24 protein-coding genes and 1 tRNA gene are annotated in these 24,383 nt (G+C 57.6%); 15 read left to right on the plus strand and 10 right to left on the minus strand.

Going from position 1 to position 24,383, the window contains the following annotated elements; genetic code table 11:
• Positions 1-57 precede the first annotated feature (57 nt).
• Both hdaA and QZ862_RS09970 read right to left on the minus strand, forming a co-directional pair.
• Positions 58-771, minus strand: coding sequence for a DnaA regulatory inactivator HdaA (hdaA, locus tag QZ862_RS09965; protein ID WP_296099490.1), 714 nt, complete (start codon positions 769-771; stop codon positions 58-60).
• The gene (locus tag QZ862_RS09970) at positions 771-1,925 is read right to left on the minus strand and encodes an AI-2E family transporter (protein ID WP_296080211.1); all 1,155 of its coding nucleotides are present in this window, start codon (positions 1,923-1,925) and stop codon (positions 771-773) included. The genes hdaA and QZ862_RS09970 overlap by 1 nt, the downstream gene beginning before the upstream one ends.
• Before the next feature lie 234 nt (positions 1,926-2,159).
• Here QZ862_RS09970 and purM point away from each other — a divergent pair, with 234 nt between their 5' ends.
• Both purM and purN read left to right on the plus strand, forming a co-directional pair.
• A complete protein-coding gene (gene purM, locus QZ862_RS09975) occupies positions 2,160-3,233 on the plus strand; it encodes a phosphoribosylformylglycinamidine cyclo-ligase (protein ID WP_296018109.1) in 1,074 nt (357 codons plus the stop codon).
• Positions 3,230-3,889: a phosphoribosylglycinamide formyltransferase gene (purN, locus tag QZ862_RS09980; RefSeq protein ID WP_296099492.1), complete on the plus strand. Its 660-nt coding sequence runs from the start codon at positions 3,230-3,232 to the stop codon at positions 3,887-3,889. Before purM ends, purN begins: the two co-directional genes overlap by 4 nt.
• A 67-nt stretch (positions 3,890-3,956) precedes the next feature.
• On the opposite strand, the gene QZ862_RS09985 is transcribed toward purN, so the two are convergent.
• Positions 3,957-4,895, minus strand: a complete 939-nt coding sequence (locus tag QZ862_RS09985; RefSeq protein WP_296099494.1) for a phytanoyl-CoA dioxygenase family protein — start codon at positions 4,893-4,895, stop codon at positions 3,957-3,959.
• Between the two features lie 130 nt (positions 4,896-5,025).
• Here QZ862_RS09985 and QZ862_RS09990 point away from each other — a divergent pair, with 130 nt between their 5' ends.
• Positions 5,026-5,877, plus strand: a complete 852-nt coding sequence (locus QZ862_RS09990) for an AraC family transcriptional regulator (RefSeq protein ID WP_296099495.1) — start codon at positions 5,026-5,028, stop codon at positions 5,875-5,877.
• Positions 5,878-5,888: 11 nt separating this feature from the next.
• Here the strand turns inward: QZ862_RS09990 and QZ862_RS09995 are convergent, their stop codons facing one another.
• Positions 5,889-6,506, minus strand: coding sequence for an NUDIX domain-containing protein (locus QZ862_RS09995; protein ID WP_296099497.1), 618 nt, complete (start codon positions 6,504-6,506; stop codon positions 5,889-5,891).
• Positions 6,507-6,518: 12 nt separating this feature from the next.
• Positions 6,519-8,669: a molybdopterin oxidoreductase family protein gene (locus QZ862_RS10000; protein WP_363315915.1), complete on the minus strand. Its 2,151-nt coding sequence runs from the start codon at positions 8,667-8,669 to the stop codon at positions 6,519-6,521.
• Positions 8,670-8,734: 65 nt separating this feature from the next.
• Between QZ862_RS10000 and QZ862_RS10005 the strand changes: the two genes are divergently transcribed.
• A complete protein-coding gene (locus QZ862_RS10005; protein ID WP_296099501.1) occupies positions 8,735-9,583 on the plus strand; it encodes a 23S rRNA (adenine(2030)-N(6))-methyltransferase RlmJ in 849 nt (282 codons plus the stop codon).
• A 109-nt stretch (positions 9,584-9,692) separates the two neighbouring features.
• On the opposite strand, the gene QZ862_RS10010 is transcribed toward QZ862_RS10005, so the two are convergent.
• On the minus strand, positions 9,693-10,649 hold the full coding sequence (locus QZ862_RS10010; protein ID WP_296099503.1) for a lysylphosphatidylglycerol synthase domain-containing protein: 957 nt from the start codon (positions 10,647-10,649) through the stop codon (positions 9,693-9,695).
• Positions 10,650-10,854: 205 nt separating this feature from the next.
• On the opposite strand from QZ862_RS10010, the gene QZ862_RS10015 reads away from it, so the two are divergent.
• Positions 10,855-11,583, plus strand: a complete 729-nt coding sequence (locus QZ862_RS10015; protein WP_296099505.1) for a ribonuclease — start codon at positions 10,855-10,857, stop codon at positions 11,581-11,583.
• Positions 11,584-11,601: 18 nt separating this feature from the next.
• Positions 11,602-12,195, plus strand: coding sequence for a glutathione S-transferase family protein (locus QZ862_RS10020; RefSeq protein WP_296018126.1), 594 nt, complete (start codon positions 11,602-11,604; stop codon positions 12,193-12,195).
• A gap of 76 nt (positions 12,196-12,271) precedes the next feature.
• Here QZ862_RS10020 and QZ862_RS10025 read toward each other — a convergent pair whose 3' ends face one another.
• Positions 12,272-12,922, minus strand: coding sequence for an outer membrane protein (locus QZ862_RS10025; protein WP_296018128.1), 651 nt, complete (start codon positions 12,920-12,922; stop codon positions 12,272-12,274).
• A gap of 369 nt (positions 12,923-13,291) precedes the next feature.
• On the opposite strand from QZ862_RS10025, the gene QZ862_RS10030 reads away from it, so the two are divergent.
• The 5 genes from QZ862_RS10030 to QZ862_RS10050 all read left to right on the plus strand — a co-directional run bounded on the left by QZ862_RS10030 (position 13,292) and on the right by QZ862_RS10050 (position 17,507).
• Positions 13,292-14,059 (plus strand): SDR family oxidoreductase, encoded by a 768-nt coding sequence (locus QZ862_RS10030; protein WP_296099507.1) that lies wholly within the window; start codon positions 13,292-13,294, stop codon positions 14,057-14,059.
• Positions 14,056-16,098: an excinuclease ABC subunit UvrC gene (uvrC, locus tag QZ862_RS10035; RefSeq protein ID WP_296099509.1), complete on the plus strand. Its 2,043-nt coding sequence runs from the start codon at positions 14,056-14,058 to the stop codon at positions 16,096-16,098. Before QZ862_RS10030 ends, uvrC begins: the two co-directional genes overlap by 4 nt.
• A gap of 102 nt (positions 16,099-16,200) precedes the next feature.
• Entirely contained in the window at positions 16,201-16,788 is a 588-nt protein-coding gene (gene pgsA, locus QZ862_RS10040) for a CDP-diacylglycerol--glycerol-3-phosphate 3-phosphatidyltransferase (protein WP_296018134.1), read from the plus strand.
• Positions 16,788-17,042: a molybdopterin converting factor subunit 1 gene (moaD, locus tag QZ862_RS10045; RefSeq protein WP_296099510.1), complete on the plus strand. Its 255-nt coding sequence runs from the start codon at positions 16,788-16,790 to the stop codon at positions 17,040-17,042. The genes pgsA and moaD overlap by 1 nt, the downstream gene beginning before the upstream one ends.
• 3 nt (positions 17,043-17,045) lie before the next feature.
• A complete protein-coding gene (locus QZ862_RS10050; protein WP_296099512.1) occupies positions 17,046-17,507 on the plus strand; it encodes a molybdenum cofactor biosynthesis protein MoaE in 462 nt (153 codons plus the stop codon).
• Between the two features lie 111 nt (positions 17,508-17,618).
• Here the strand turns inward: QZ862_RS10050 and QZ862_RS10055 are convergent, their stop codons facing one another.
• Positions 17,619-19,901 carry a heavy metal translocating P-type ATPase gene (locus tag QZ862_RS10055; protein WP_296099514.1) on the minus strand — a complete coding sequence of 761 codons (2,283 nt, stop codon included), beginning with the start codon at positions 19,899-19,901 and terminating at the stop codon, positions 17,619-17,621.
• A gap of 233 nt (positions 19,902-20,134) precedes the next feature.
• Between QZ862_RS10055 and QZ862_RS10060 the strand changes: the two genes are divergently transcribed.
• Positions 20,135-21,019, plus strand: coding sequence for a DMT family transporter (locus QZ862_RS10060; protein WP_296099515.1), 885 nt, complete (start codon positions 20,135-20,137; stop codon positions 21,017-21,019).
• Here QZ862_RS10060 and QZ862_RS10065 read toward each other — a convergent pair.
• Both QZ862_RS10065 and rocF read right to left on the minus strand, forming a co-directional pair.
• Positions 21,014-22,102, minus strand: a complete 1,089-nt coding sequence (locus QZ862_RS10065; protein WP_296099517.1) for an ornithine cyclodeaminase — start codon at positions 22,100-22,102, stop codon at positions 21,014-21,016. The genes QZ862_RS10060 and QZ862_RS10065 overlap by 6 nt on opposite strands.
• A gap of 13 nt (positions 22,103-22,115) precedes the next feature.
• Positions 22,116-23,036: an arginase gene (gene rocF, locus QZ862_RS10070; RefSeq protein ID WP_296099519.1), complete on the minus strand. Its 921-nt coding sequence runs from the start codon at positions 23,034-23,036 to the stop codon at positions 22,116-22,118.
• Between the two features lie 132 nt (positions 23,037-23,168).
• On the opposite strand from rocF, the gene QZ862_RS10075 reads away from it, so the two are divergent.
• The 3 genes from QZ862_RS10075 to QZ862_RS21320 all read left to right on the plus strand — a co-directional run bounded on the left by QZ862_RS10075 (position 23,169) and on the right by QZ862_RS21320 (position 24,349).
• The gene (locus QZ862_RS10075; RefSeq protein ID WP_296039269.1) at positions 23,169-23,606 is read left to right on the plus strand and encodes an Lrp/AsnC family transcriptional regulator; all 438 of its coding nucleotides are present in this window, start codon (positions 23,169-23,171) and stop codon (positions 23,604-23,606) included.
• Between the two features lie 109 nt (positions 23,607-23,715).
• Positions 23,716-23,789 (plus strand) — tRNA-Gln (locus QZ862_RS10080).
• Positions 23,790-23,947: 158 nt separating this feature from the next.
• Positions 23,948-24,349, plus strand: a complete 402-nt coding sequence (locus QZ862_RS21320; protein WP_296076779.1) for a DUF6538 domain-containing protein — start codon at positions 23,948-23,950, stop codon at positions 24,347-24,349.
• Positions 24,350-24,383: the final 34 nt, after the last annotated feature.

A 24,383-nucleotide genomic window follows, 5' to 3' on the forward strand; every position in this document is an offset into this window, starting at 1 on the left:
CCCACCCCTGATAAGTTTCAAAGCCCGTATAACAGTTTGACGACGGAACTATGACAGTCAATCGTCTTGCGAAGCCGCTCCCAGTTCAGTGAGAACCTCCGACGCCAGGGACCGGCTGATCCGTGTACCACGCGAGAGCGCCAGCCGGTCGAGCCGCTCGACGAGGATCTGCGCGGTGTCGAGGGACCGTTCCATTCGCGCCACGATATAACTGACGAGTTTGTCATCCATATAAAGCTGGCGATCGGCGAAGAGCTTCATCAGCACCTGCGCCAAAAGGTCCTCATCGGGCTCGCCGATCTCCACAACCGTTGCCGCCTTCAGACGGGAGCGTAAGTCCGGCAGTAACACGGGCCAGCTGGCGGGCCACTGTCTTGTCGTGATCAAAAGCGACGTCCCGTTTTCCCGCACGCTGTTGATGACGTGGAAAAGCTCGGTGTCGTTGAAGCCGACGCGGTCGGCATCTTCAAACAGGACGGGCGCCTTCTCGGCAGCGCGTGCGGCATCCGATCCCTTTTGAGGATTGATCGCCACGGCACCACTGGTGTTTCTCCAGATCGCGGCAAGATGCGACTTACCAGACCCGGGAGGGCCAGCAAGAATGACGACCGGTGACGGCCATTTCGGCCATTCATCGACGAGACTGACAGCCGCATCCAATGGAGCGGCGACCAGCAAATCTTCCCGCCCCGTGGCGCTGCTATGAGAGAAGGCCAGCGGCAACTGTTCGGCCTTGGGCCGGAACGGGCCGGGCTTATCACTTTCGTTCATCAATCAGCTCTGGAATCGATCTGCGCGTCGATCTTCTGCGAAGGCACCACATCGGGTTGCCAAGGCAGATTGGCTGCGCGTCCATGATAGAGATCGCTCTCCAGATAGCGTGACAGAGCGAAGCGGACAAGAACGCCGACGGCTGCCGCTGCTGGTACCGCAACGAGCAGGCCGACGAAGCCGAAGAGCGCGCCGAAAGCGAAGAGCGCAAACATCAACCACACCGGATGCAGACCGACGCTGCTACCGACGAGCTTTGGCTGCAGGATATTGCCCTCGATGAACTGTCCGGAGAAGAAAACCGCCAGCGTCAGGATCACATAGAGATAGTCCGGCCAGAACTGGACGAGCGCGACGCCGAGAGCCAAAACCAGACCCACCATCGAACCTATATAGGGAATGAAGCTGATGGCGCCAGCAAACATGCCGATCAGCAGGCCGAAGTTCAGACCGACGAGCGACAGGCCAACCGCGTAGTAGACGCCAAGGATGATGCAGAGCGAGCCCTGCCCGCGGATGAAGCCGGCGATGGTCGAATCCATATCACGCGCGATCTGACGAACGGTTGCAACATGATCGCGCGGGACCCAGCTGTCGACCTTGTCAATCATCCGGTCCCAGTCCAGGAGCAAATAAAAGGCGACGACCGGAGTTACGACCAGAAGCGAAATGACGTCGATCAGCGATTTGCCGGAATTCCAGATCTGCGTCAGCAAGGTGCCGATGAATCCTGCCCCTTCGGCGAGAAGCTTGGAGAAGTTCTCCTTGACCGTGTCGATCTGCGCGCTGACCCACGACGGCAACAGGTTCGTATCCGCTCCGGCGATCAAATTCTGCAGCGCCGAGATGTAAGACGGAATGCGGCTGATGAAGTCCGACGCCTGCGCCGCGATCAATGGAATGATGATGATCAGCGAAAGCGCAAACAGGAGCACGAAGGAAATCAGGATGAAGATGCTCGCCATCATGCGGCTTAAGCCACGGCGCTCCAGCCAGTCGGCAACCGGGTCAAGGAAATAGGCGAGCGCCATGCCTGCAACGAAAGGCAACAGAATGGAACTGAACACCATCAGGAAGACGACAAAGACGACGAGCGCACCCAGCCAGAAAAATATCTGGCGTCTTAGATTGATGCCTCTGATCTGTGGCTGCATCTCGTTTTCCTTCGCGGCAAGTGACGCCTCATAACGCACTGCAACGAGATAGGATGCCCCGGTGGGAGAGGTCAAGGGTGACGACAGGTGGTCAGACACCTCAACAGCGCATTGCTTAAGGCCTCGACGCGGGCAAAAAGGCACGAAAAACGTCGGCTGCAGCGCTCTTATGCTTGCATCGACACCCGTCTCATGCGAATGGCGAGCCCAAGAAAACCAGCGGAGACGAGAGCCATGAGCCAGTCGGGCAAGAACGGTCTTACCTACAGTGATGCAGGCGTTGATATCGATGCCGGAAACCTGATGGTCGAGAAGATCAAGCCAGCGGTTCGCTCCACCCGCCGCCCGGGTGCGGATGGCGAAATCGGCGGTTTCGGCGGTCTGTTCGATCTGAAAGCTGCGGGCTTCACCGACCCTGTTCTGGTTGCTGCCAATGATGGTGTCGGCACCAAGCTCAAAATTGCGATCGACGCGGATTTCCACGACACCGTTGGCATCGATCTCGTCGCGATGTGCGTCAACGACCTCGTGGTTCAGGGTGCAGAGCCGCTCTTCTTCCTCGACTACTTTGCCACCGGAAAGCTCGACCCAGACCAGGGCGCTGCCATCGTCAACGGCATTGCCGCGGGTTGTCTGGAATCCGGTTGTGCGCTGATCGGCGGCGAGACGGCTGAAATGCCCGGAATGTACTCCGATGGCGATTATGATCTCGCAGGCTTTGCGGTTGGCGCTGCCGAACGCGGAAAGCTTCTACCAGCTGGCGATATCGCCGAAGGCGACTTGATCCTTGGCCTCTCTTCATCGGGCGTTCACTCCAACGGCTTCTCGCTGGTGCGCAAGATCGTCTCGCTGTCCGGCCTCGGCTGGGATGCGCCCGCTCCTTTTGCCGAAGGCAAGAAGCTCGGCGAGGCTCTGCTCACGCCAACACGCATCTATGTAAAGCCGCTCCTGAAGGCGATCCGCGAGACGGGTGCGCTGAAGGCACTGGCCCACATCACTGGCGGCGGTTTCCCGGAAAACATTCCGCGCGTACTGCCAAAGCATCTAGCGGCGGAAATCGATCTCAACTCCATCGAAGTGCCTGCGGTATTCTCCTGGCTCGCCAAGACCGGCGGCGTTGCGGCAAATGAAATGCTGCGCACCTTCAACTGCGGCGTCGGCATGATCGTTGTCGTTTCCGCCGAGAATGCCAAGACGGTGACAGATGCCTTGACGGCGCAAGGCGAGACTGTGTTCCCGCTGGGACGAATGGTGACCCGTGAAGAGGGCGCGCATGGCACGATCTACAAGGGTACGCTCGGACTATGAGCCTCAGTGCTCCACGCAAGCGTGTGGTCGTCTTCATTTCCGGCAGCGGCTCGAACATGGTGGCGCTGGCACAAGCCTGCCAAGCCCCTGATTTTCCCGCAGAGATCACCTGCGTCATCTCCGACAAGCCAACGGCAGGCGGGCTTGCCAAGGCGCAAGGCTTTGGCATCCCGACGCTGGTTTTTGAGCGCAAGAATTATGCGAGCAAGAGCGAGCATGAGGCCGCAATTCTGGCAGCACTCGGCGAGCTTGCGCCCGATATCATCTGCCTCGCCGGCTATATGCGCCTGATCTCAGGCGAGTTCATTGCGCCTTATGAGGGTCGGATCATCAATATCCATCCCTCGCTTCTGCCGCTTTTCACCGGCCTCCATACCCATCAACGCGCCATCGACAGCGGCATGAAGATCACCGGCTGTACAGTGCATTTCGTGACTGAGGGCATGGATGAGGGACCGGTCATCGGCCAGGCCGCCGTGCCTGTTACCGCTGGCGACACGGCGGACAGCCTCGCCGCCCGCGTTCTGACGGTTGAGCACAAGCTTTATCCGCTGTCACTCCGTTTGCTGGCTGAAGGCAAAGTGCGGATGGAAGGCGGGAAGGTCGCCCGGAGCATAGACAGCAGTTCCGAACTTCAGACGCTCATCTCCGTCTAACTGAGGTTGTTAGCCGGAAGTCGCGATCGGGTCGCCATCCCATATGGAAGGCGACCCCGCAGCATCCTCACCAGCGCTGCAACCCAAGCAGCTTTTCACCCAGCGGGTTAAGTTTTGCCGTCTGTGCATTGTGCTTTTCCCACTCGCGGGGGTCACCAGGAAAAGCATCTCGGCGCGGGTGATCGCGTTCCTTCCACAGTCGAATTCGCTCCAGTCGTTCTTCTTCGTTATCGAACTCGGCAGGATGCATAGAGATATATTGCGCCATGCGCACCCGATCATCGGAGTGGTTCGGTCTGACGCCGTGCGCCAGAAGCGAGTTGAAGATCATTAGATCGCCCGGCTCCATGTCGATGTTGACAATCGAAAGACCGGTCATATCCGGGTGCATCGGGTCACGATCCTCAGGCTGCGTCTCCACCCACTCGTCAAAATGCTCGAAAAGATACGGGACGCATTGGAAGCCTCCGACATCGCCGTCCTGCTTCTGGAGACTGAGAACACCTTGAACGCCGATCGGCAAGGGGCGGATGGATGTATCGACATCCCAGTGGATGAAGCCGTTCGGATTGCCCTTCACTTTTTTGGGTGGGTTGAGATTGGCCCGGTCGATGGTGACCCACAGGTCCTCCCTATCCCAGATATCGACGAAAATATCATAGACGCGCTGTTCCATACGGTTATCCCAGAGATGCTGATGGTTATAGATCTCCAGCATGCCGGTATTGTTGAGCTCCTTCATCTTGTGTTCGCGCCGTTGCGGCGCGTACCAGGTGGAAGAATCTTTCGGATCCTTTTCGTCGAAGCGCCAAAGCAAATCGACAAGTCGCTCCACATTGGCCGCAGGCACCGCCTGACGGACAATGATATAGCCCTTGGTGATCCAATGCTCCCAATCGGCCTGCGATAAAACCCGTAGCGGCAAGGTTTTTTGGATATCCTTAAGCTGCGTTGTGGCAGTCGTCGTCGGATGGCTGTCGCGTTTCAAAGCTGCGCTAGTCTGCATTTTCCTCTCCCATCGAAATCTCCCTGAACAACAGGCGATGGATGGAGACTAAGCGCTGCAAGATATTGGTGTTGTCGAACACTGGCCAATTTCGATACTATTCTGGCGTCTCCAGCCCGATGAGTGCGCAATGCGGTCATATCTCGAACACCTACTCCTGCCGCCCGGCTCATCCTGGAGCAGGCTCAACAGGCGTCTCGACGACGGTATTCCATTCGAGTGGCATCACCATCCCGAATTCGAACTGACACTGACGCTGAACTCCCGCGGTCAGCGCTTTATCGGTGACCATGTGGATCGCTACGACGACGGCGATCTCGTTCTCATCGGACCGAATCTGCCGCACACATGGGCATCCCGAGATAGAATCCGGGAAGGCGAACCGCATACCGCACTCGTCTTCTGGTTCAGCCGTGCATGGATTGAGCAGTTGACGACCGAAACGGTGGAGTTGCGCCCCATCCGCCGCCTGATCGACCGCGCTGGCGGCGGTCTTGCTTTCGATCCATCCATCGGCCTGTCGCTGGCGAAGGACTTCGAAGCCATCTATTCCAGGCCGCCAGCCCAGAGCCTTTTCGGCCTGCTGGACATTCTGCTGCGCATCTCCGCACTCGAGGCGCAACCACTATCAGCAACGGCGCCACCGCAGGCAGAGGCCAGTCGCGAGCGGATCGATCGCGTTCTGCAGCACCTTCATCAGTCCTATCAGCAGCCGTTGCGCATGGAAGATCTCGCCGAGATTGCCGCACTCAGCGTTTCAGGCCTGCATCGGCTCTTTCGCAAGCACACGCAGCTCAGTGTTTCGGAGTATCTGATCGGTCTGCGGATCGGCGAAGCCTGCTCGCGTCTTTCGGCGACGAACCAGCCTATTCAATTCATCGCGGCAGAAGTAGGCTACGCGTCGCTCGCCAACTTCAACCGGCAGTTCCGCCGTCTGCGCGGCATGTCGCCGCGCGCGTACCGCGCATCGTTTCAGCGTTAGGCAAAGTCAGTTTATAAGCTCGTTCGATTAAGCATCGCCCATTGCAGCATGATGATCGTCTTGGAGTCGGTGATCTCACCTGTTGCGATCATGCCATAGGCAGCGTCGAGGGACACGGTCAGAACTTCGATGTCCTCCCCCTCGTTTTCGAGACCGCCACCCTCTCCCGCCTTCTCGTCCAGATCGACGCGGGCGTAGAAAAGGCTGACCTTTTCGGTCAAAGTGCCGGGGCTTGCATAGGTATCGAAGAGGTAACGTGGCGCACTGACGGCATAACCCGTCTCTTCCATGGATTCGCGGCGAATGGCCTCGTCCGGCTGATCGCCGTCCGTCAGACCGGCGGGGATTTCCAGCATGAAGCTTGGATCGCCATTCACGTAAGCGCCGGGGCGGAACTGGCGCACCAGCACCACTTCCTCCCGCTTTGGATCAAAAAGCAGGATGGCCGCCGCCACGCCATGATCATGGACTTCGCGATGGATGCGGAACATCCGCCCATCGCGAGCCGTCTGTTCGAAGATCATCGTTTGCAGGTGGATGAAGTTTCTCCAGACCGTCTGCTGTTCGATGAGCCTGACGCGTGCTTCGTCATCGACGTGCGAGACTGGAATAGCGGTGGACTGCGTCATGGAAAACTCCTGTCAGGCTTTCTTGAGCCACACCTTGTTATCGTGGAACGCCGCGCCGCCGTAAGGAGCAACAGCATCGGCACCCGTCAAGACATTAATGCCCTCGCCGTCGAGATGTGCCTTGTTGGGCCATAGCCCTTCAGCGATCAGCACGCCGGGGCGAGCGCCATCGACGATTTTGGCGTGGATGCGCACTTCGCCGCGCCCATTGCCGATCTGCACCACATCACCTTCCGCGATGTCGAGCCGCAGAGCGTCGACGGGCGAAATCATCAATTCCGGACGGCCTTCCTTTTGCACCGAGGTCTTGGTTTCCGCGAAGGTCGAATTCAGGAAGTTGCGGGCCGGAGACGTGGCAAGCCGGAAAGGATGTTCCGAGTCCACCGTTTCGATCACATCGACCTGATCGGGGAATTTTGGAAAGGCGTCGGCAGGCCCCATGACGCCGATATTTTTCGGCGGCTTGTTGGGGGAAGGTCCGTTCTGCCAATCCGGGCTGAAACGGAACTTGCCGTCGCCATAGCCAAACCCTTGGAGATAATGCGCGATGTCGAATTCAGGCTGCGCATCGATCCACTTCTCCTCAGCCAGATTGTCAAAGCTGCCCCACCCACTCGCTTGAAGAATGGCCTCGACATGCTCGCGCTCACTGAGGCCAAAGCCCGGCATATGGTCGACACCAAGACGCTTGGCGAGTTCCTCGATCACGAAGAGATTGGTGCATACCGTCTCCGGCGGTTCGACCAGCTTGGGCCCAAGCAGTATGTGGTTCTGGCCACCAGCGCGATAGAGATCGTCGTGCTCAAGGAACATGGTCGCTGGCAGAACGATATCGGCAATCTCAGCCGTTTCCGTCATGAACTGCTCATGCACGGCAACGAAAAGATCCTCGCGCTGGAAGCCTTGGCTGACCAGCCTTTGTTCGGGGCAGACATTGGCCGGGTTGGTATTCTGGATCAACATCGCCGTCACCGGTCCGCCGCCGCGTAGTGCATCGGAGTCGCCGGTCAGGATACGACCAACCTGCGACTGATCGAGTTGGCGCACGTTCGGATCGGCATAGGCCGTTCCCATCAATTCCGCCTTGTTCAGCCGGAAGATATCGCCATTGTTGTGGAAAGCGCCGCCGCCCTCATATTGCCATGAGCCGAGAACCGTAGCGATCGACAGTGCAGCATGCATGGCAACCGCACCGTTACGCTGCCTCGCAAAACCATAGCCAAGACGGAAAAAGCTTTTCTTCGTGGTGCCCACGAGCTTAGCGAAAGCCTCGATCTCCTCCACCGAAAGCCCGGTGATCTCTGCGGCCCATTGCGGCGTCTTCGACGCAAGATGCGCTTCCAACCCTGCCGGATCGTCGGCGAATTTTTCCATGTAGGCGCGGTCGGCATAGCCATCGCGGAAGGCGATATGCATAACCGCACAGGCGAGCGCGGCATCCGTGCCAGGGCGCACGACAAGCTTCATATCTGCCTGCTTCATCGTCGGGTTGTCGTAGATATCGACGACGACGATCTTAGCACCGCGTTCCTTGCGCGCCTTGACCGCATGGGTCATGACATTGACCTGTGTAGCGACCGCATTGGTACCCCAGATCACGACGACATCGGCTTTCGCCATCTCGCGTGGGTCCGGGCCGCGAAGCGCGCCGGTGCCCATTACATAGCCGGTCCAGGCCATATTTGTGCAGATCGAGCCGAAGAAGCCGGAATATTTCTTGGCGTGGCGAAGCCGTTCGATGCTGTCGCGCTGGACCTGCCCCATGGTACCGGCATAAAAATACGGCCAAACGGCCTCGGCACCATGCGCAGCTTCCGCCTTGATGAAGGCATTGGCGATCTCGTCCAGCGCATCGTTCCAACCGATCTCCTGCCAGTCGCCAGCGCCTTTCGCGCCCTTGCGACGCTTTGGCGTCAGCAACCGGCCCAGATGATAGATGCGCTCGGAATAGCGCGCCACCTTGGCGCAGATCACCCCCGCCGTGTAAGTGTTGGCATTGGCGCCACGCACACGGCCTATGCGGCCATCAGCGTTGATATCGACCTCAAGCGCGCAGGCGCTCGGACAGTCATGCGGACAGACGGTGTGGCCGGTGCGGGTCGCTTCGGTCACGGCTTTGGCGGAAATCGGGGTCGCAACATTCATGGATTTTCTATATGGCATGTCAAAGGTCGCCAAAAGGGCGAAGTGACGCGCATCAAGATAATTCATAAAAGGCATCGCCCCAGATGAACTACCGGCACATCTACCATGCAGGCAACTTTGCCGATGTTCTCAAACACGCCGTTATGGCGCGGCTCGTCCGCTATCTGCAGAACAAGGACAAGGCGTTCCGCGTTCTGGATACCCATGCCGGCATCGGCCTGTATGACCTCTCGTCCGAAGAGGCGCAGAAGACGGGCGAATGGCAGACCGGCATCGGCAAGATACTGGACGCCGATCTTCCGACAGACGTCGCTGAACTGATGGAGCCTTATCTCTCAGCCGTTCGGGAATTGAACCCGGAGGGCGGGCTCAAATACTATCCAGGCTCCCCAAAGCTCGCCCGGATGCTGTTTCGTCCGCAGGATCGGCTTTCAGCCATGGAACTGCACCCGGACGATTTCCGTGCACTGTCACGCCTGTTCGAAGGTGATTATCAGGCGCGCATCACCGAACTTGATGGCTGGCTGTCGCTGGGCGCGCACTTGCCGCCGAAGGAAAAGCGTGGACTCGTTCTGGTCGATCCGCCCTTCGAAAAGGAAAACGAGTATGATCGCCTCGCGGATGGTTTGCACAAGGCGTACCGCCGCTTTGCCACAGGCACTTATTGCCTCTGGTATCCGCTAAAAAAGAACGCGCCTATCAAGGACTTCCACGAGCGCCTGCAATCCTACGAAATCCCAAAAATGCTCTGCACCGAGCTATCCGTCAAAAGCGATCGGCTAGAGGGCTTAAGCGGCTCCGGCCTGATTATCGTCAACCCACCCTACACGTTAAAGGATGAGCTGCACGTGATGCTGCCAGTGCTGAAGTCGATAATGGCGCAGGACCGATACGCCTCGCATCGCGCCTTCTGGCTGCGCGGCGAAGAATAGAGCATATCGCGCAAAAGTGTTCAGCGGTTTTGCGATAACGGCATGCGGCAGAAGACGGAGCTAAAGCGGAAGGAGCGAATCTGAAAGATCGCGGCACGCTCTAGAAACGCTACTTCTGCTGCAACCGTCTTTCCTCCCGCTCGGCGGCAGCAAGCTGTGAGCGTTCGAAGAACAAGATGACGAATAGCCCGATGACGAACGGGATGATCAGGTACAGAAGGCGGAAGACGAGAAGTGCGGCGATGACGTCTGCCGGGTTCATATCCGGCAGGCCCATGACGAAGACGAGCTCTAGCACACCCAGCCCTCCCGGCGCATGCGAGATCAGTGCGGCGGAAAAGGAAATCAGGAAAATCCCCAGGATCACCATAAAGCCGGGGTTGCCCACCTCAGGCAGCGCGAAATAGATGATGCCGGCCGCGCCGATCAATTCGATCGGCCCGATGACCAGCTGCTGCACAACCAGCTTCGGCACCGGGTAGAACAGTGTGAAAGAGCCTATTTTTAGCGGCTTCAGCTTCATCAGGCTGCCGAGAATGTAAAGCGCGACGATTGCGAGCAGCAGGATTCCGGTGGTGCGCGAGGCTTCCACAGGCAGGACATCGACGAAACGCTCGGTGATCTCCGGCTCATAAACCAGGATGAATCCGACCAGCATGATCGTGCCGATAAGGAAGGTGAAGGAGCAGAGCGCAACGAGAATTCCCACTTCCGCAGCGCTCAGCCCTTTGGAGGTATACGCGCGGTAGCGTACCACAGCACCGGAAAAGACCGACGCACCCACATTGTGGGAGAGGGCATAGGTGGTGAACGATGTCAACGTGATGAAGAGCCAGCCGACCTTGCGTTTCAGGTGTTGCAAGGCGATGCGGTCGTAACCGGCAAGAGCGGCGTAGGCAACCAGCGTACAGAGCCCCGACATGAACCAGTGATGCGTATTGATGGCAATCAGGCTATCCCAGACATCATCGAGCGAGAGATGGCGCAGTTCCTTATAAAGCAGCCACACGGAAAAGCAGATCGTCGCAATCCCGACGACAGGCCAGAGATACTTTTTCATTTTCATGCGGACATGCCCAGGCTCAATCCTCCCTCCGGCAGATGCATTACGCCGGATTCGATAAGCTTATTCACTATACCAACTCCGGTTCAACACGAAGGATGCCGCAGAGATGATTTTTTGGCAGTCTATTTGCCATAGGGGGAAGATGATATAAAACCCGAAGCCCGTTCAACACATCGTCATCCTTGCCAGAAAGACACCGTCCTCGATGAAACAGTATTTCGGTTTTATCGCACTTGGCGCCCTGTCACTGGCAGCAGTTGGGTGGCTTATCCTCGGCCAACCTCAGCCTGCACCCGGTCCTGTGGCGCAAAGAACTGAAACCCGCCCATCGCCGAACTCAAGCACAAAAACAGAAACCTCAGAATCCGGTTTTGATTTCTATGTACTCTCGCTCTCCTGGTCTCCGGCCTTCTGCGCCAGTGACGCTGGACGCAATAGCCATCAGCAATGCGGCGCGGATCGGAAGTTCGGTTTTGTGGTTCACGGGCTTTGGCCTCAAAACGCTCAAGGCTATCCGGAATTCTGCGGGGCCGACAAACTGGAGCGCGTTCCTGACAACCTCGGGCGAAGCATGTTCGATATCATGCCGTCCATGTGGCTCATCGGCCATCAATGGCGCAAGCACGGCAGTTGCAGCGGCCTGACCCAGAAACAATATTTCGACAAGACCCGTCATGCTTATGATCGCATCAAGCTCCCTGCGGACATCTCGACCGGCGATCAGAGCAACCGGCTTTCCGCCGACGCCATAGAGACCGCTTTTGTGAATGCCAATCCGGGCATGACGAAGGGTGGTATCGCCATCAGTTGCGACGGACCGCGACTGGAGGAAGTGCGGATCTGCCTGTCAAAGGGTCTGTCCTTCCGCGACTGCCCTGAGGTCGATCGCCAGGGCTGCCGGTCAAACGTCGCAGAGATTATCCCCATCCGTTAGTGAAACAGGAAAAATGCAATGGAACTGCTATATGCTCCGGCCTCCCCTTATTCCGCCAAGGTGCGCATGGCGGCGCGCTATCTGGATATCGGCATCACCGATGTTCGCGTTGACACCAATGCAGAGCCAGCGACGTTGATCGACAACAATCCGCTCGGCAAAATTCCCGTGCTCTTGCACGAGGGTGGCTCCGTCTACGACAGCGTGGCGATCATGCATTATCTCGATCGCGTTTCCCGTGGAAAGCTCTATCCTAAGAAACACACCAAGCGCACCGAAGCCGAGATCCTCGAAGCCCTTTGCGACGGTGTGATGGACTGCCTGCTGGCGATCGTCTACGAAAAACGCTTCCGACCGGAGGAGAAGGTCCACCAGGAGTGGATCGATAAGCAATGGCGCAAGGTGGTGAAAGCGCTTGATTACCTGAACGATAATCTGCCGAAGACCGGCAAGAAATTGCATGGTGGCCACTTCGCACTGGCTGCGATGATCGGCTATCTCGATCTGCGCTTCTCTGGGCAATGGGCGGATGGCCGCAAGCGGCTAGCGGATTGGCCGGAAAAGTTCGGCAAGAAGTTCAAGCAATACACGGAGCTAAAGTCCGCTGGCTGATCGTGGAGTTTTCCTTGGTATAAAAACAGAAAAGCCGGGGCGCGAACCCCGGCTTTTCCGCATTATGCCTGACTGATCAGAACTTGACGCCGATACCGGCCTTGACGCTGTGGTCATCGAAGCCGCGCGAGACGTTGCCACCGTTGATGGCGAAGTCCTTGTCCTGGTAATCAGTGTAACGATACTCAAGACGTGCCGTGATGTTGTCGGTGACGAGAGCTTCAACACCGGCACCAACCGTGTAGCCGAGAGCCGTCTTGTCGTCCTTGCTGCCGGTGACAGTGTCACGCAGTTCGTTGTTCGATACTGCAAGACCACCCGTACCATAGATCAGGAAGGGGTTCATGTCGTAACCGACGCGAGCGCGCAACGAGCCATTGAGCTTCTGCTTGCCCTGAAGGTTGCCGCCGGCAGAGCCCTTTTCATCGCCATAAGCGAGATCGGCTTCACCACCGTATACGATCTGGCCGTTCTGCCAGTTGTAACCGCCGTAAACGCCGCCGCCGAAACCGTCAGCATCGCGACCGTTGTTGCTGCCGCTGAAACGACCCCAGTCGTAGTTCACGGTACCACCGAGATATGCGCCAGACCAATCCTTGATCGGTGCGGGCTGCTCAACTGCGACCGGCGCCTGCGGAACTTCATTTACCGCATCGGCTGCCTGTGCTGCCGAGAAAGCTGCCGCGGCCATGGTAGAAGCCAAAAGTGTTGCAACGATAGTACGCATGCCATTCTCCTTTTCAAACCCGCGGGGGCACTCAAACACTCGGTCCCAACGCGGTACAAAACAGTTAGTTCCCTGCCCGTCTGGAAATGCAAAATGATGGGGGAATGAGGAAATCACAGAGCCAAAATGTGAATTGATTGAGGCACAGCCGTGACGGAAATTGGACGTTGCCAAAAGGACACAGAAATCTATTAAGGATAACGGATCGTTAATTTAAGCAAAGCGCGTTTTTACTTGTGTTTACATCAAATTAAGCTGGCAAAACTCGTGCCTGATAAATCTGTATAACGCCATTCGGATGTGGGCAAACCTCACGGTTTCGATTTATATCTACAGGTAAATGTGGAATAAGCAGAGCACGGGTCCGCTTTGACAGAGACTATACCGAAGACCGTCTTGATCACGGGCGCAGCGCGCCGCATCGGCAAAGCCATCGCCGATTACCTTGCTTGCGAAGGGTTTGCGGTGGCGATCCACGCACGCTCTTCTTTGGCCGAAGCCGAAGAGTTCGCTAACGATTTACGGCGAAAAGGTGGCAAAGCGGTCGTCTTACAGGCCGACCTCATGGATTGCGCCTCCACCGCCGAATTGATGGAAAAGGCAACAAAAGCCCTTGGAACCGTGGGTGTTCTCGTCAACAACGCCTCTGTTTTTCATAAAGACGAGGCCGAAACCTTCGACGCCGAGACCTTCGACGCGCATTTTGCCGTACATGTGCGCGCGCCGTCTATCCTCTCAGCCGCATTTGCAAAGCAACTGCCGCAAAAGCATTCCGGTCTGATCGTCAACATCATCGACCAACGCGTGTTGGCGCTCAATCCGCGGTTCTATTCCTACACATTGTCCAAGGCAGCGCTTTGGGCCGCAACGCAAACACTGGCGCAGAGCTTTGCGCCACGTATCCGGGTCAATGCCATCGGCCCCGGCCCGACGTTTAAAAATGAGAGACAAAGCCCCGAGGACTTTCAGGCGCAGGTCGACGCCCTTATATTGAAGACAGGTCCGAAGCCCGACGAGTTCGGGCGGACGATTCGCTTTCTTTACGACACCCCCTCGATGACCGGCCAGATGATCGCACTCGACGGGGGCCAGCACCTTGGCTGGGAAACCCCGGACGTGGCGGAGATTAATGAATGAACGGAAAGAAGCTGCCGGATGGCGGTGTTCTCTTCGATGAAACCGACGACGATGAAGACGATATTGCACCGTCCACCGGCGAGAGCGCCGGGGAGCGGGACAATGCAGGTATCGACTGGAACGCCGGGTGGAAGAACGAGTCCGGCTTGAAGGGCATGGATCTGATCGGCGAGTTCGTCAAACACCTGCCGAACAATCCCGGCGTCTATCGCATGTTCAACGAGGCTGGCGATGTTCTTTATGTGGGCAAGGCGCGCTCGCTGAAGAAGCGTGTCAGCAACTATGCGCAGGGCCGGGTGCATTCCAACCGCATCGGCCAGATGGTGCGGCTGACGACTCACATGGAATTCGTCACCACTCGTACCGAAACTGAAGCCCTGCTGCTGGAAGCCAATCTCATCAAGCGCTTTCGTCCGCGCTTCAACGTGCTTCTGCGCGACGACAAGTCATTTCCCTACATTCTGATCACTGCCGACAACCGCGCGCCCGCCATCTTCAAACATCGCGGTGCGAGAGCGCGCAAGGGCGCCTATTTCGGTCCCTTCGCCTCTGCCGGTGCTGTCGGTCGGACCATCAACTCACTACAGCGTGCCTTTCTGATTCGCACCTGCACCGACAGCGTGTTCGAGAGCCGTACGCGGCCTTGCCTGCTCTACCAAATCAAGCGCTGCTCTGGCCCTTGCACCCACGAGGTCAGCGATGAGGCTTATGCAGAACTCGTACAGGAAGCCAAGGACTTCCTCTCTGGAAAAAGCCAGAGCGTGAAATCCACCATCGCCCGACAGATGAACGAGGCCTCAGAAGATCTCGATTTCGAACGCGCCGCCGTTTATCGCGACCGGCTCGCCGCGCTGTCGCATGTGCAAAGCCACCAGGGCATCAACCCTGCAGGCATCGACGAGGCAGACGTCTTCGCCATCCATCACGAAGGTGGTGTTTCCTGCATTCAGGTCTTCTTCTTCCGCACGGGACAGAACTGGGGCAACCGCGCCTATTTCCCCAAGGCCGACCCGTCTTTGCCGGGCTCGGAAATTTTGAATGCATTCCTCGCCCAGTTCTACGATGACAAACCGGTGCCAAGACAGATCCTCTTGTCTGAAAGCGTAGACGAGCAGGAATTGCTGGCGGCAGCCTTTAGCGAAAAGGCCGGGCACAAAGTCGTGCTTTCAGTACCGCAGCGCGGAGAAAAGAAGGATGTCGTTGACCATGTACTCGGCAATGCGCGCGAAGCCCATGGGCGCAAGCTTGCCGAGACCTCGTCCCAGGCACGTCTTCTGAAGGGCTTTGCCGAGACGTTCGGCCTGACCCAGATCCCGCGCCGTATCGAGATTTACGATAACTCCCATATCATGGGCACCAACGCGGTAGGCGGCATGGTGGTGGCCGGGCCAGATGGCTTCGTCAAAAACCAGTATCGCAAGTTCAACATCAAATCGACTGACATCACGCCGGGCGACGACTTCGGTATGATGCGGGAAGTGATGACGCGTCGCTTTTCGAGGTTGCTCAAGGAAGAAGGCAAACCCGACCGCAGTCAGGCGGTTTCGCCGGAGGATGCGGCAGATATGCCTTTCCCGACCTGGCCGGATGTCATTCTGATTGACGGCGGTCAAGGACAGATGACGGCAGTGCGTTCCATTCTCGACGAACTCGGCATCCGTGACTGTGTGACAGCGATCGGCGTTGCCAAGGGCGTCGACCGCGATGCAGGACGCGAGCGCTTCTTTACCGATACGCGGAGCGACTTTTCGCTGCCGCCGCGCGATCCCGTTCTTTACTTCGTCCAGCGCCTGCGCGACGAGGCGCACCGTTTCGCCATCGGTTCGCACCGGGCGCGGCGCAAGAAGGAGATGATCAAGAACCCTCTCGACGAGGTCAGCGGCATCGGACCGGGTAGAAAGCGTGCGCTTCTCCAGCATTTCGGCACCGCCAAGGCCGTTTCCCGCGCAGCGCTCAGTGACCTGATGGCCGTGGGCGGCATTTCAGAAACTGTTGCAAAACAGATTTACAATCACTTCCACGAGAGCGGCCGCGAGTGACCGGGCGGCTTTTGCCGCCGCCCGCCAAAAAAACACAAAGAGGTGTTGACGCTTCCACCTCGGAGCGTCATCAACGCTTTGATATCGATAGACAGGTTTTCCATGGCTTCGCGTACCTATAACATCCCGAACCTCCTGACCTATGGCCGGATTCTGGCCGTGCCGGTCATCGTTTTGTGTTTCTTCGTGGAAGGAAAACTTGAGAGTTCGGATTTTGCACGATGGACCGCGCTGTGGCTTTTCATCATCGCCTCCATCACCGATTTTCTTGATGGTTATCTGGCGCGCATCTGGAACCAGACGTCCAATATCGGCCGCATGCTGGACCCAATTGCCGACAAGTTGTTGATTGCCTCGATCCTGTTGCTTCTGGCGGCAGACGGAACCATTGCCGGCTGGTCGCTTTGGGCGGCGATCACCATCCTCTGCCGTGAAATCCTGGTCTCCGGCCTGCGCGAATATCTCGCTGCGTTGAAGGTTTCGGTGCCTGTGACGCGCATCGCCAAATGGAAAACGACGATTCAGATGGTGGCTATCGCCTTCCTTCTAGCGGGCCCGGCAGGTGATACGATCCTGCCCCACACCACCGAAATCGGTATTGGCTTGCTGTGGATAGCCGCGGCGCTTACGATCTATACCGGCTATGATTACTTCAAGGCGGGGCTGCGCCACATCGTGGATGAAGAGTGATGACCCGTGTCGTTTACTTTGCCTGGGTGCGTGAGAAGATCGGGAAGTCGGAAGAGGACCTCGATATTCCCGCTGAGGTGAACACCGCGCGCGAGCTGATCCATTACCTGAAAAGTCTTGGCGAAGAATACGAAGCTGCGTTCGAATATCCGAATGTCATTCGTGTCGCGGTCAATCAGGAACATATCGAGCATCACGAAAGCATCATCGGCGCGCGCGAAATCGGTATCTTCCCGCCCATGACAGGTGGCTGATCAATGGGTGTTACCCCGACCATCCGCGTGCAGGCCCAAGACTTCGACACTGCGGCGGAAGCCGGACTGCTCACCAGCAACGACGCTGGGATCGGCGCCCTCGTTACCTTCACGGGTCTCTGCCGCGATGAAGGTGGCGCTCTATCTGCGCTGGAGCTGGAACATTACCCCGGTATGGCGGAAGCGGAAATGATGCGCATCGCCACGCTCGCCATAGAGCGCTTTGACCTTCGAGGACTCACCGTCATCCATCGCTATGGCAAGATCGCCACCGGCGACAATATCGTTCTTGTCATCGCTGCCTCGTCCCACCGCCAAGCCGCCTTTGACGGCGCCAATTTCGTCATGGACTATCTGAAGACCGCCGCCCCCTTCTGGAAGAAGGAGCACGCGACGGATGGGACTGCGGGCACTTGGGTGTCGGCAAAAGACGCCGATGAGAGCGCCAAGGAAAAGTGGCGTTAAAGATCTCGCCCCCCCAAGTCTCATCACACCCCCCGGGTCATCACTTGGAACTGTCTCAGACTTCGCAGATGACAAGCCTGAGACGTGACTGCTGGCGGTTTGAGCTGCTCCCTACTTCGCCACCCTGAGCAAGCGTAGCGCATTCATCGTCACAAGCACCGTCGCGCCCGTATCTGCAAGGATTGCCGGCCACAGACCTGTGACGCCGATGATGGTGGTCACGAGGAAGACAGCCTTAAGACCGAGCGAGATCGCAATATTCTGATAGATGTTGCGCATCGTGCGTCTGGAAAGATCGATCATCCTCGCCACATCGCCGACGCGGCCATGCAGGATCGCTGCATCCGCTGTTTCCAGCGCCACATCCGTTCCGCCACCCATGGCGATGCCGACATCCGCAGCAGCAAGAGCGGGCGCATCATTGATGCCATCTCCAACCTTACCGACAACAAGACCTTGTTGTTTCAGTTCGCCGACGATCCGCTGTTTGTCCTCCGGCAAAAGGTCTGCGCGCACTTCGATACCGAGCGTCCTGCCGATGGCGCTTGCAGTGCGGGCATTGTCGCCTGTCAGCATGACGACCTTGACGCCCACGTCCTTCAGCGCCTGCAAACCCTCTGCGGCATCCGCACGTGGCTCATCGCGCATGGCGATTGCACCCGCAAGCCGACCGTCAACGATGAGAACCGACACCGTCTTCCCTTGATCATTGAGTGCGGTGACGGTGGCCTGATCGCCAACCGGAATATCGGCCATGGCAAGAGCGGCTTTCGCCGAACCGAGAAAAACCGATTGCCCTTCAACGGTGGCAGACACGCCTTTGCCGCCAAGCGCCTTGGCATCCCTTGCGGAGGGCACAAGAATTTTATCTTCCGAAGCCCTTTCCAGAATGGCAATCCCAAGCGGATGGCTGGAGCCTGTTTCAAGCGCTGCTGCCAGACGAAGGACTTCCGGTTCCGACAGCCCGAATGATGCAATATCCGTGACCTTTGGCTTGCCTTCCGTCAGCGTACCCGTCTTGTCGAGCGCCACCGCCGTCAGACGACCAAGCCCTTCCAAGACAGCGCCACCCTTCAACAACAACCCTCTGCGTGCGCCCGCCGAGAGCGACGCGGCAATGGCGGCAGGGGTAGAGATAACCAGTGCGCAAGGGCAGCCGATCAGCAGAATGGCAAGACCCTTGTAGATCCACTCATCCCAACTCGCCCCCCAGAGAAGCGGCGGCATCAGGGCCACAAGTGCTGCGACGGCGACGACGCCTGGCGTGTAATATTTAGAGAAGCGATCGATGAAGCGTTCAGTTGGCGCTTTGCTTTCCTGCGCCTCCTCCACCAGCTTCACCACGCGTACGATGGTGTTATCGGCAGCGGTTGCCGTGACACGGACCCGCAATGCAGCATCGCCATTGACCGTTCCAGCAAACACGCTGTCACCGGCATTCTTTTGAACCGGTACGCTTTCACCCGTGACTGGAGCCTCGTTAATGGCGCTATCGCCAGATACGATGACACCGTCTGCCGATATGCGATCACCTGGACGAACGAGGATGATAGCGCCGGTCTGCAGGCTTTCGGCTGGCACCTCATTGGTTTTGCCCGCCTCTTCCTGCAATGCAGTTTTCGGAACCAGAGCGGAGAGAGACTTGATGCTGTCACGAGCCTTTCCGGCTGCCACACCTTCCAGTAATTCGCCCACCAAAAAAAGGAAGACGACAGCCGCCGCCTCTTCCGTGGCGTTGATCGCCAACGCGCCGACGGCAGCAATGGTCATCAGCATTTCAATGGAGAAAGGCGTGCCGGCAAGCGCTGCTATGACGGCTCGGCGCGCAATCGGCACCAAGCCCACCAGCATGGCTGCGGCGAAAGCATAAAGCTGGATGGACGGCACAAGATGACCGATCACATAAGCCGCGACCAGAGAAGCACCCGCCAACAGCGTTGCGCGGCCTTTCTTGCCCTTCCACCATGGGCCATCGCTCGGCCCATGATCGTGGCCATGCAATCCCTCTACAGCGGCGGCACGATCGATATGATGGTGCTTGCCATGTTCATGGCTATCGTGGTCGTGGACCTGACCGCAATGCGTATGATCCTCACCATCCGCATGATCATGCGCATGACCGCCACAGCAGGCCACATGACGATCCGGCGTTGTCATATTACCAGCGTGGCCTGCCACCAAGCGCTCTACAGAATAGCCAAGACCACGAACCTTCTTCCCGATGGCGTCAAGATCGCTTGTCTGATCGTGGCGAATGCTCATCGTTCCCGCGGTGACCGAAACCGAGACATCTTCCACGCCCTGCATGCGCCGAACGGCTGTATCGATCTTGCTCGCGCAAGATGCGCAATCCATGCCGCCGATCCGAAATCTGGTCTGTAAGTCCGTGCTCATCCGATGGGTCCCTTTTTGATGCTGCACACGTCTTACGACCTCTAGCCACTAGAGCTACAAGAGCAAAAATGAGATTTATGCGCAGCATTCGTTGCAGAGCGCGCCGCACATACAGGAGCGAGGGAACGGAAGAGATTCAATCGGACCTTTCCGCCCCGTCATTTTTCGTTAGATTGTTCGGTGATCAGACTATCGGCATGTCCTCCCTCCCGCCGATATGCCGAGAGAGAGCGATGCCCAGCCAATCCACCGGACTTCTTTACGCCCTTGGGGCATTCACAATATTTGCCGTGCAGGATGGCATTTCCAAACATCTCGGCCAGTACTATCCGCCCGTCTTCGTCGTGATGGTGCGATACTGGGCGTTTGCGGTCTTTGCCGTCATCCTCGCCGCACGCTCTCGCGACGGGCTGAAGGCGACCATTCAGTCCAAACGGCTTTGGTTGCAGATCAGCCGGGGTGTGCTGCTGGCCGCCCAGATCGTTCTTTCGATATTTTCGTTCAAGCTGGTGGGCCTTGCCCACACCCATTCGATCTTTGCCTGCATTCCTCTGATCGTCGCGGCACTATCGGTGCCGATGTTGGGCGAAAAAGTGGGGTGGCGACGATGGTGTGCCATCCTCGTCGGCTTTGCCGGTGTTTTGATCATCATCAATCCCGGCGAAACCGGCATCGACCTGACGCTGCTCTTGACCTTTGTCGCCGCGTTCATGCTGGCGCTCTACAGTGTCCTGACCCGGCTTGCCAGCCGCGACGATACGTCGATGACCAGCTTCTTTTACACAGGCGTCGCCGGCGCGGTAGCGCTGACCTTCGTTGGCCCGTTCTATTGGGTCAATATGGCGCCGCATGACTGGCTTTGGATGCTTGCACTCTGTATCACTGGCATGAGCGGCCACTACTTGCTGATCCGAGCCTTCGAAGTGGCCAATGCGGCAACGGTGCAGCCCTTCTCCTACTATCAGCTTGTTCTGGTCTCCATCGTCGGCGTTACGATCTATGGCGAGGTGTTGACCGCTCATATGGTCATCGGGGCCTTCATCGTTATCGCAGCCGGTCTCTTCACCATCTGGCGCGAGCAACTCACCGCCAGAAAACGCCGACTTCAAGGACTATGACAGTGCGGCCTGCTTGTTCGTATCAGTGACGGACATCGCCGCTTCGCATCGAAGCAGCATGCCATAAAGATCGCGCGGCTCGTCCGGATCGGCGAGAAGGTCCAGTTCATCGAACAGGCCGGTTTCCATCAGTTTGGAGCGCACATAGCGCAGCGCTGAAAAGTCCTCGATGGCAAAGCCGACACTATCGAAAAGCGTGATCTGTCGCTCATCTGTGCGACCGGCAGTCCTGCCCCCCATAACCTGCCACAGTTCAACGACCGGATGATCCACGTCCAGTTGCTGGATTTCGCCCTCGATGCGAGTCTGCGGCGGATACTCGACGAAGATATCCGAGCGCAGCAGAATATCGCGGTGTAATTCCGTCTTGCCGGGACAATCGCCCCCAATTGCGTTGATGTGAACCCCCGGGCCGACCATGTTATCCGTCAAGATCGTGGCATACTGCTTATCTGCGGTAACCGTGGTGATAATATCGGCGCCCTCGACAGCCTGCTCGGCACTGTCACAGATCGTGATCGAGAAGCCCAACCCGCGTAGATTGGCCTCGCATTTGCGGCTGGCATAGAGGTCGATGTCATAAAGTCGCAAATGATCTATACCGAGAATTGCCTTGAACGCGCGCGCCTGAAACTCGCTCTGTGCACCATTGCCGATGATGGCCATGGACCGCGCATCCGCTCTTGCCAGATGCCTTGCGGCAACCGCCGAGGTGGCAGCCGTTCTAAGCGCTGTCAGGATCGTCATCTCGGACAGGAGCATCGGGTAGCCGTTGCCGACATCGGAAAGAACGCCGAAAGCCGTAACCGTCTGGCGACCCTCACGGGCGTTCTTCGGATGGCCGTTCACGTATTTGAAGCCGTAAAGCGTGCCGTCACTCGTCGGCATAAGCTCGATCACGCCCTCGCGTGAGTGAGAGGCAACACGTGGTGTCTTGTCGAAGCTCTCCCATCGCAGAAAATCCTCTTCGATGACGTCCGCGAGTTCACGCAGGAAGGTATCGATACCCACTTTCAGCACCAGCCTCATCATATGGTCGACGCTGACGAAAGGAACGACGTTGAGTTTTGCCATAGCGGTCATGATCCTTTCCTCCTCACCCCGCACGCGTGGGCCGATCGAGAACACGCTTGCCCATCAGGCTTGCGGTCAAATCCACCATAAGGGTTGCGGTGCGCCCACGCTCATCCAGAAACGGGTTGAGCTCGACGAGATCGAGGCTGCTGACGAGACCGCTATCGTGCAGCATCTCCATCACCAGATGCGCCTCGCGGAAGGTCGCCCCGCCGGGCACCGTGGTGCCAACTGCTGGCGCAATCGACGGATCGAGAAAATCGACATCGAAGCTGACATGCAGCATCCCGTTGGCAGCCTCGACCCTGGCAAGGAAATCTCTGAGCAGGACCGCCACGCCATGCTCGTCGATCATGCGCATGTCATGCACTGTAACACCGGAATCCTTGAGCGCCGCGCGCTCGGCCGGATCGACGCTTCGAATTCCGATCATGCAGACATTGCCCGGATCGACGGGGTGTGTGAGCGGCGGGAAATACCCTTCAAAACCAGTTCTGCCGGTGTAATAGGCGACAGGTGTGCCATGCAGATTACCGCTACGTGTCGTTTCAAGCGTATGAAAATCGGTATGCGCATCCAGCCAAAGAACGAAGAGCGGACGTCCTTGCTCGGTAGACCGGCGCGATAGCCCGGCAACCGTGCCGGCAGAAAGCGCGTGGTCGCCGCCAAGGAAAATCGGCATGGCGTCCGCGCTTTCCCGATAGGCGGCTTCAATCAGCGTTTCGCTCCAGGCGACTGTCTCAGACAAATGATGTACGGCCGCGTTCGGATGCTGAAGATCGCGCAAGGGTGCGGGCGCCACATTGCCAAGATCGGCAACATGATGCCCTAGCTCTTCAAGCGCGGCTTTCAAGCCGGCAATGCGCAGAGCACTCGGTCCCATCTCGCATCCCAACTGCCCTGCACCAATCTGCAGAGGCACTCCGATCAACTTGCAGTTCATCGCTATCTCCAGCTTTCCAAACCTTGAGACATGACACCACATCAAGGTGGCAGAATGAACAGCACTGATTGGCAAATTTCTCCAATTGGCTTACCATTATGTTCAATGAACCTGCCATATAAGGCTATCCGTATGGATCATCTCGACGAAAAGCTCATCACCCTTCTGCGCCACAACGGCAGACGGAGTATATCGGACCTTGCGGTTGAAACCGGCGCTTCGCGCGCCACCATCCGCGCTAGAATGGAAAAGCTGGAGCAAAACGGCGCGATCATCGGCTACACCGTGATCCTTCGGGCGGATGCAGTAGAGAATGCCGTGCGCGGCATCATGATGATCGAGATCGAAGGACACGTCACCGACCGCGTCATCCGCGCCCTTGGCGGCATCTCAGAGGTTTCCGAAATCCATTCCACCAACGGGCGATGGGATCTGATCGTCGAACTGAGCGCGGCAACGCTAAGCGAATTCGACGCTGTGCTGCGCCGCATACGCCTTGTTCCCGGCATCACCGGCAGCGAGACCAGCCTGATCCTTTCGACACAAAGGTCCACGAAAGCGAGACTTTGATACGGCCGAAGAATAAGCTTTGGGAAAAATGCATTTTTCGGCTTGCATAGCGAACCAAATCATCTATATGACGACCCACCAAACGAAAGCGCCCGGCGCTCTTCGAAGTTGGGGAATAGTTCAATGGTAGAACAGCGGACTCTGACTCCGTCGATCTTGGTTCGAATCCAGGTTCCCCAGCCAATTCTCCCTAAAATGTCTTAATTCCTTGATTTTCCAGTCGTGCCGGATATCGTTTTGGCATCAATGGCGACCTGATGCCCAGAACTGGTGCCCAGAGGTGATGCCCACGCGAAACAGACGCGATGGACGAGCTTCCGGGAAAAGACAGGGCATTCGTCATGGCCGTCCGCCACGAAGTCGAGAATCTGATCCGCCGCGGAAACATCTTTTATTGGCGGCCACGCGTCCCGGCCGCTCTCATCAACTGCGGTCCCGGTAGCCGCCTTTCACTCAGCCTTCATTGTTCCGACCATAGAAAGGCTCAGATGATTGGCCGGAAGCTCAACACGCGACTGGCCGAATTGAAGTTGAACTCGAAGGAAATGATGTCCAAGCAACAGCTTCAGAAACTGTTCGAGCATGAGCGCGACAAGGAACTCGAGCGACTCGACGAGATCAATATGCTTGCCAGGCGCAACGGCCGTGGCGGGGATGTCGAGGAGATGGAACTTGATCTCGAGGCCGGTTGGGCCTGTCAGCTCGTCGCGAAGTTCGGGCCAAGAGAACCAGGCTGCTTTTAGCCTAATCAAGGAGGCCGGTGCCCTGAATGCTCGC

This window comes from uncultured Agrobacterium sp. (assembly GCA_913777615.1).
GTDB lineage: Bacteria > Pseudomonadota > Alphaproteobacteria > Rhizobiales > Rhizobiaceae > Agrobacterium.

Coding starts and splice junctions, on each gene's coding strand:
- uvrC (WP_296099509.1), top strand. CDS start 14,056: ATGAACGGAAAGAAGCTGCCGGATGGCGGTGTTCTCTTCGATGAAACC.
- QZ862_RS10015 (WP_296099505.1), top strand. CDS start 10,855: ATGAAACAGTATTTCGGTTTTATCGCACTTGGCGCCCTGTCACTGGCA.
- QZ862_RS10055 (WP_296099514.1), bottom strand. CDS start 19,901: ATGAGCACGGACTTACAGACCAGATTTCGGATCGGCGGCATGGATTGC.
- QZ862_RS09990 (WP_296099495.1), top strand. CDS start 5,026: ATGCGGTCATATCTCGAACACCTACTCCTGCCGCCCGGCTCATCCTGG.
- QZ862_RS09970 (WP_296080211.1), bottom strand. CDS start 1,925: ATGCAGCCACAGATCAGAGGCATCAATCTAAGACGCCAGATATTTTTC.
- QZ862_RS21320 (WP_296076779.1), top strand. CDS start 23,948: ATGGCCGTCCGCCACGAAGTCGAGAATCTGATCCGCCGCGGAAACATC.
- moaD (WP_296099510.1), top strand. CDS start 16,788: ATGACCCGTGTCGTTTACTTTGCCTGGGTGCGTGAGAAGATCGGGAAG.
- QZ862_RS09995 (WP_296099497.1), bottom strand. CDS start 6,506: ATGACGCAGTCCACCGCTATTCCAGTCTCGCACGTCGATGACGAAGCA.
- purM (WP_296018109.1), top strand. CDS start 2,160: ATGAGCCAGTCGGGCAAGAACGGTCTTACCTACAGTGATGCAGGCGTT.
- rocF (WP_296099519.1), bottom strand. CDS start 23,036: ATGAACTGCAAGTTGATCGGAGTGCCTCTGCAGATTGGTGCAGGGCAG.
- purN (WP_296099492.1), top strand. CDS start 3,230: ATGAGCCTCAGTGCTCCACGCAAGCGTGTGGTCGTCTTCATTTCCGGC.
- QZ862_RS10060 (WP_296099515.1), top strand. CDS start 20,135: ATGCCCAGCCAATCCACCGGACTTCTTTACGCCCTTGGGGCATTCACA.
- QZ862_RS10025 (WP_296018128.1), bottom strand. CDS start 12,922: ATGCGTACTATCGTTGCAACACTTTTGGCTTCTACCATGGCCGCGGCA.
- QZ862_RS10020 (WP_296018126.1), top strand. CDS start 11,602: ATGGAACTGCTATATGCTCCGGCCTCCCCTTATTCCGCCAAGGTGCGC.
- QZ862_RS09985 (WP_296099494.1), bottom strand. CDS start 4,895: ATGCAGACTAGCGCAGCTTTGAAACGCGACAGCCATCCGACGACGACT.
- QZ862_RS10075 (WP_296039269.1), top strand. CDS start 23,169: ATGGATCATCTCGACGAAAAGCTCATCACCCTTCTGCGCCACAACGGC.
- QZ862_RS10000 (WP_363315915.1), bottom strand. CDS start 8,669: ATGCCATATAGAAAATCCATGAATGTTGCGACCCCGATTTCCGCCAAA.
- QZ862_RS10005 (WP_296099501.1), top strand. CDS start 8,735: ATGAACTACCGGCACATCTACCATGCAGGCAACTTTGCCGATGTTCTC.
- pgsA (WP_296018134.1), top strand. CDS start 16,201: ATGGCTTCGCGTACCTATAACATCCCGAACCTCCTGACCTATGGCCGG.
- hdaA (WP_296099490.1), bottom strand. CDS start 771: ATGAACGAAAGTGATAAGCCCGGCCCGTTCCGGCCCAAGGCCGAACAG.
- QZ862_RS10065 (WP_296099517.1), bottom strand. CDS start 22,102: ATGACCGCTATGGCAAAACTCAACGTCGTTCCTTTCGTCAGCGTCGAC.
- QZ862_RS10050 (WP_296099512.1), top strand. CDS start 17,046: ATGGGTGTTACCCCGACCATCCGCGTGCAGGCCCAAGACTTCGACACT.
- QZ862_RS10010 (WP_296099503.1), bottom strand. CDS start 10,649: ATGAAAATGAAAAAGTATCTCTGGCCTGTCGTCGGGATTGCGACGATC.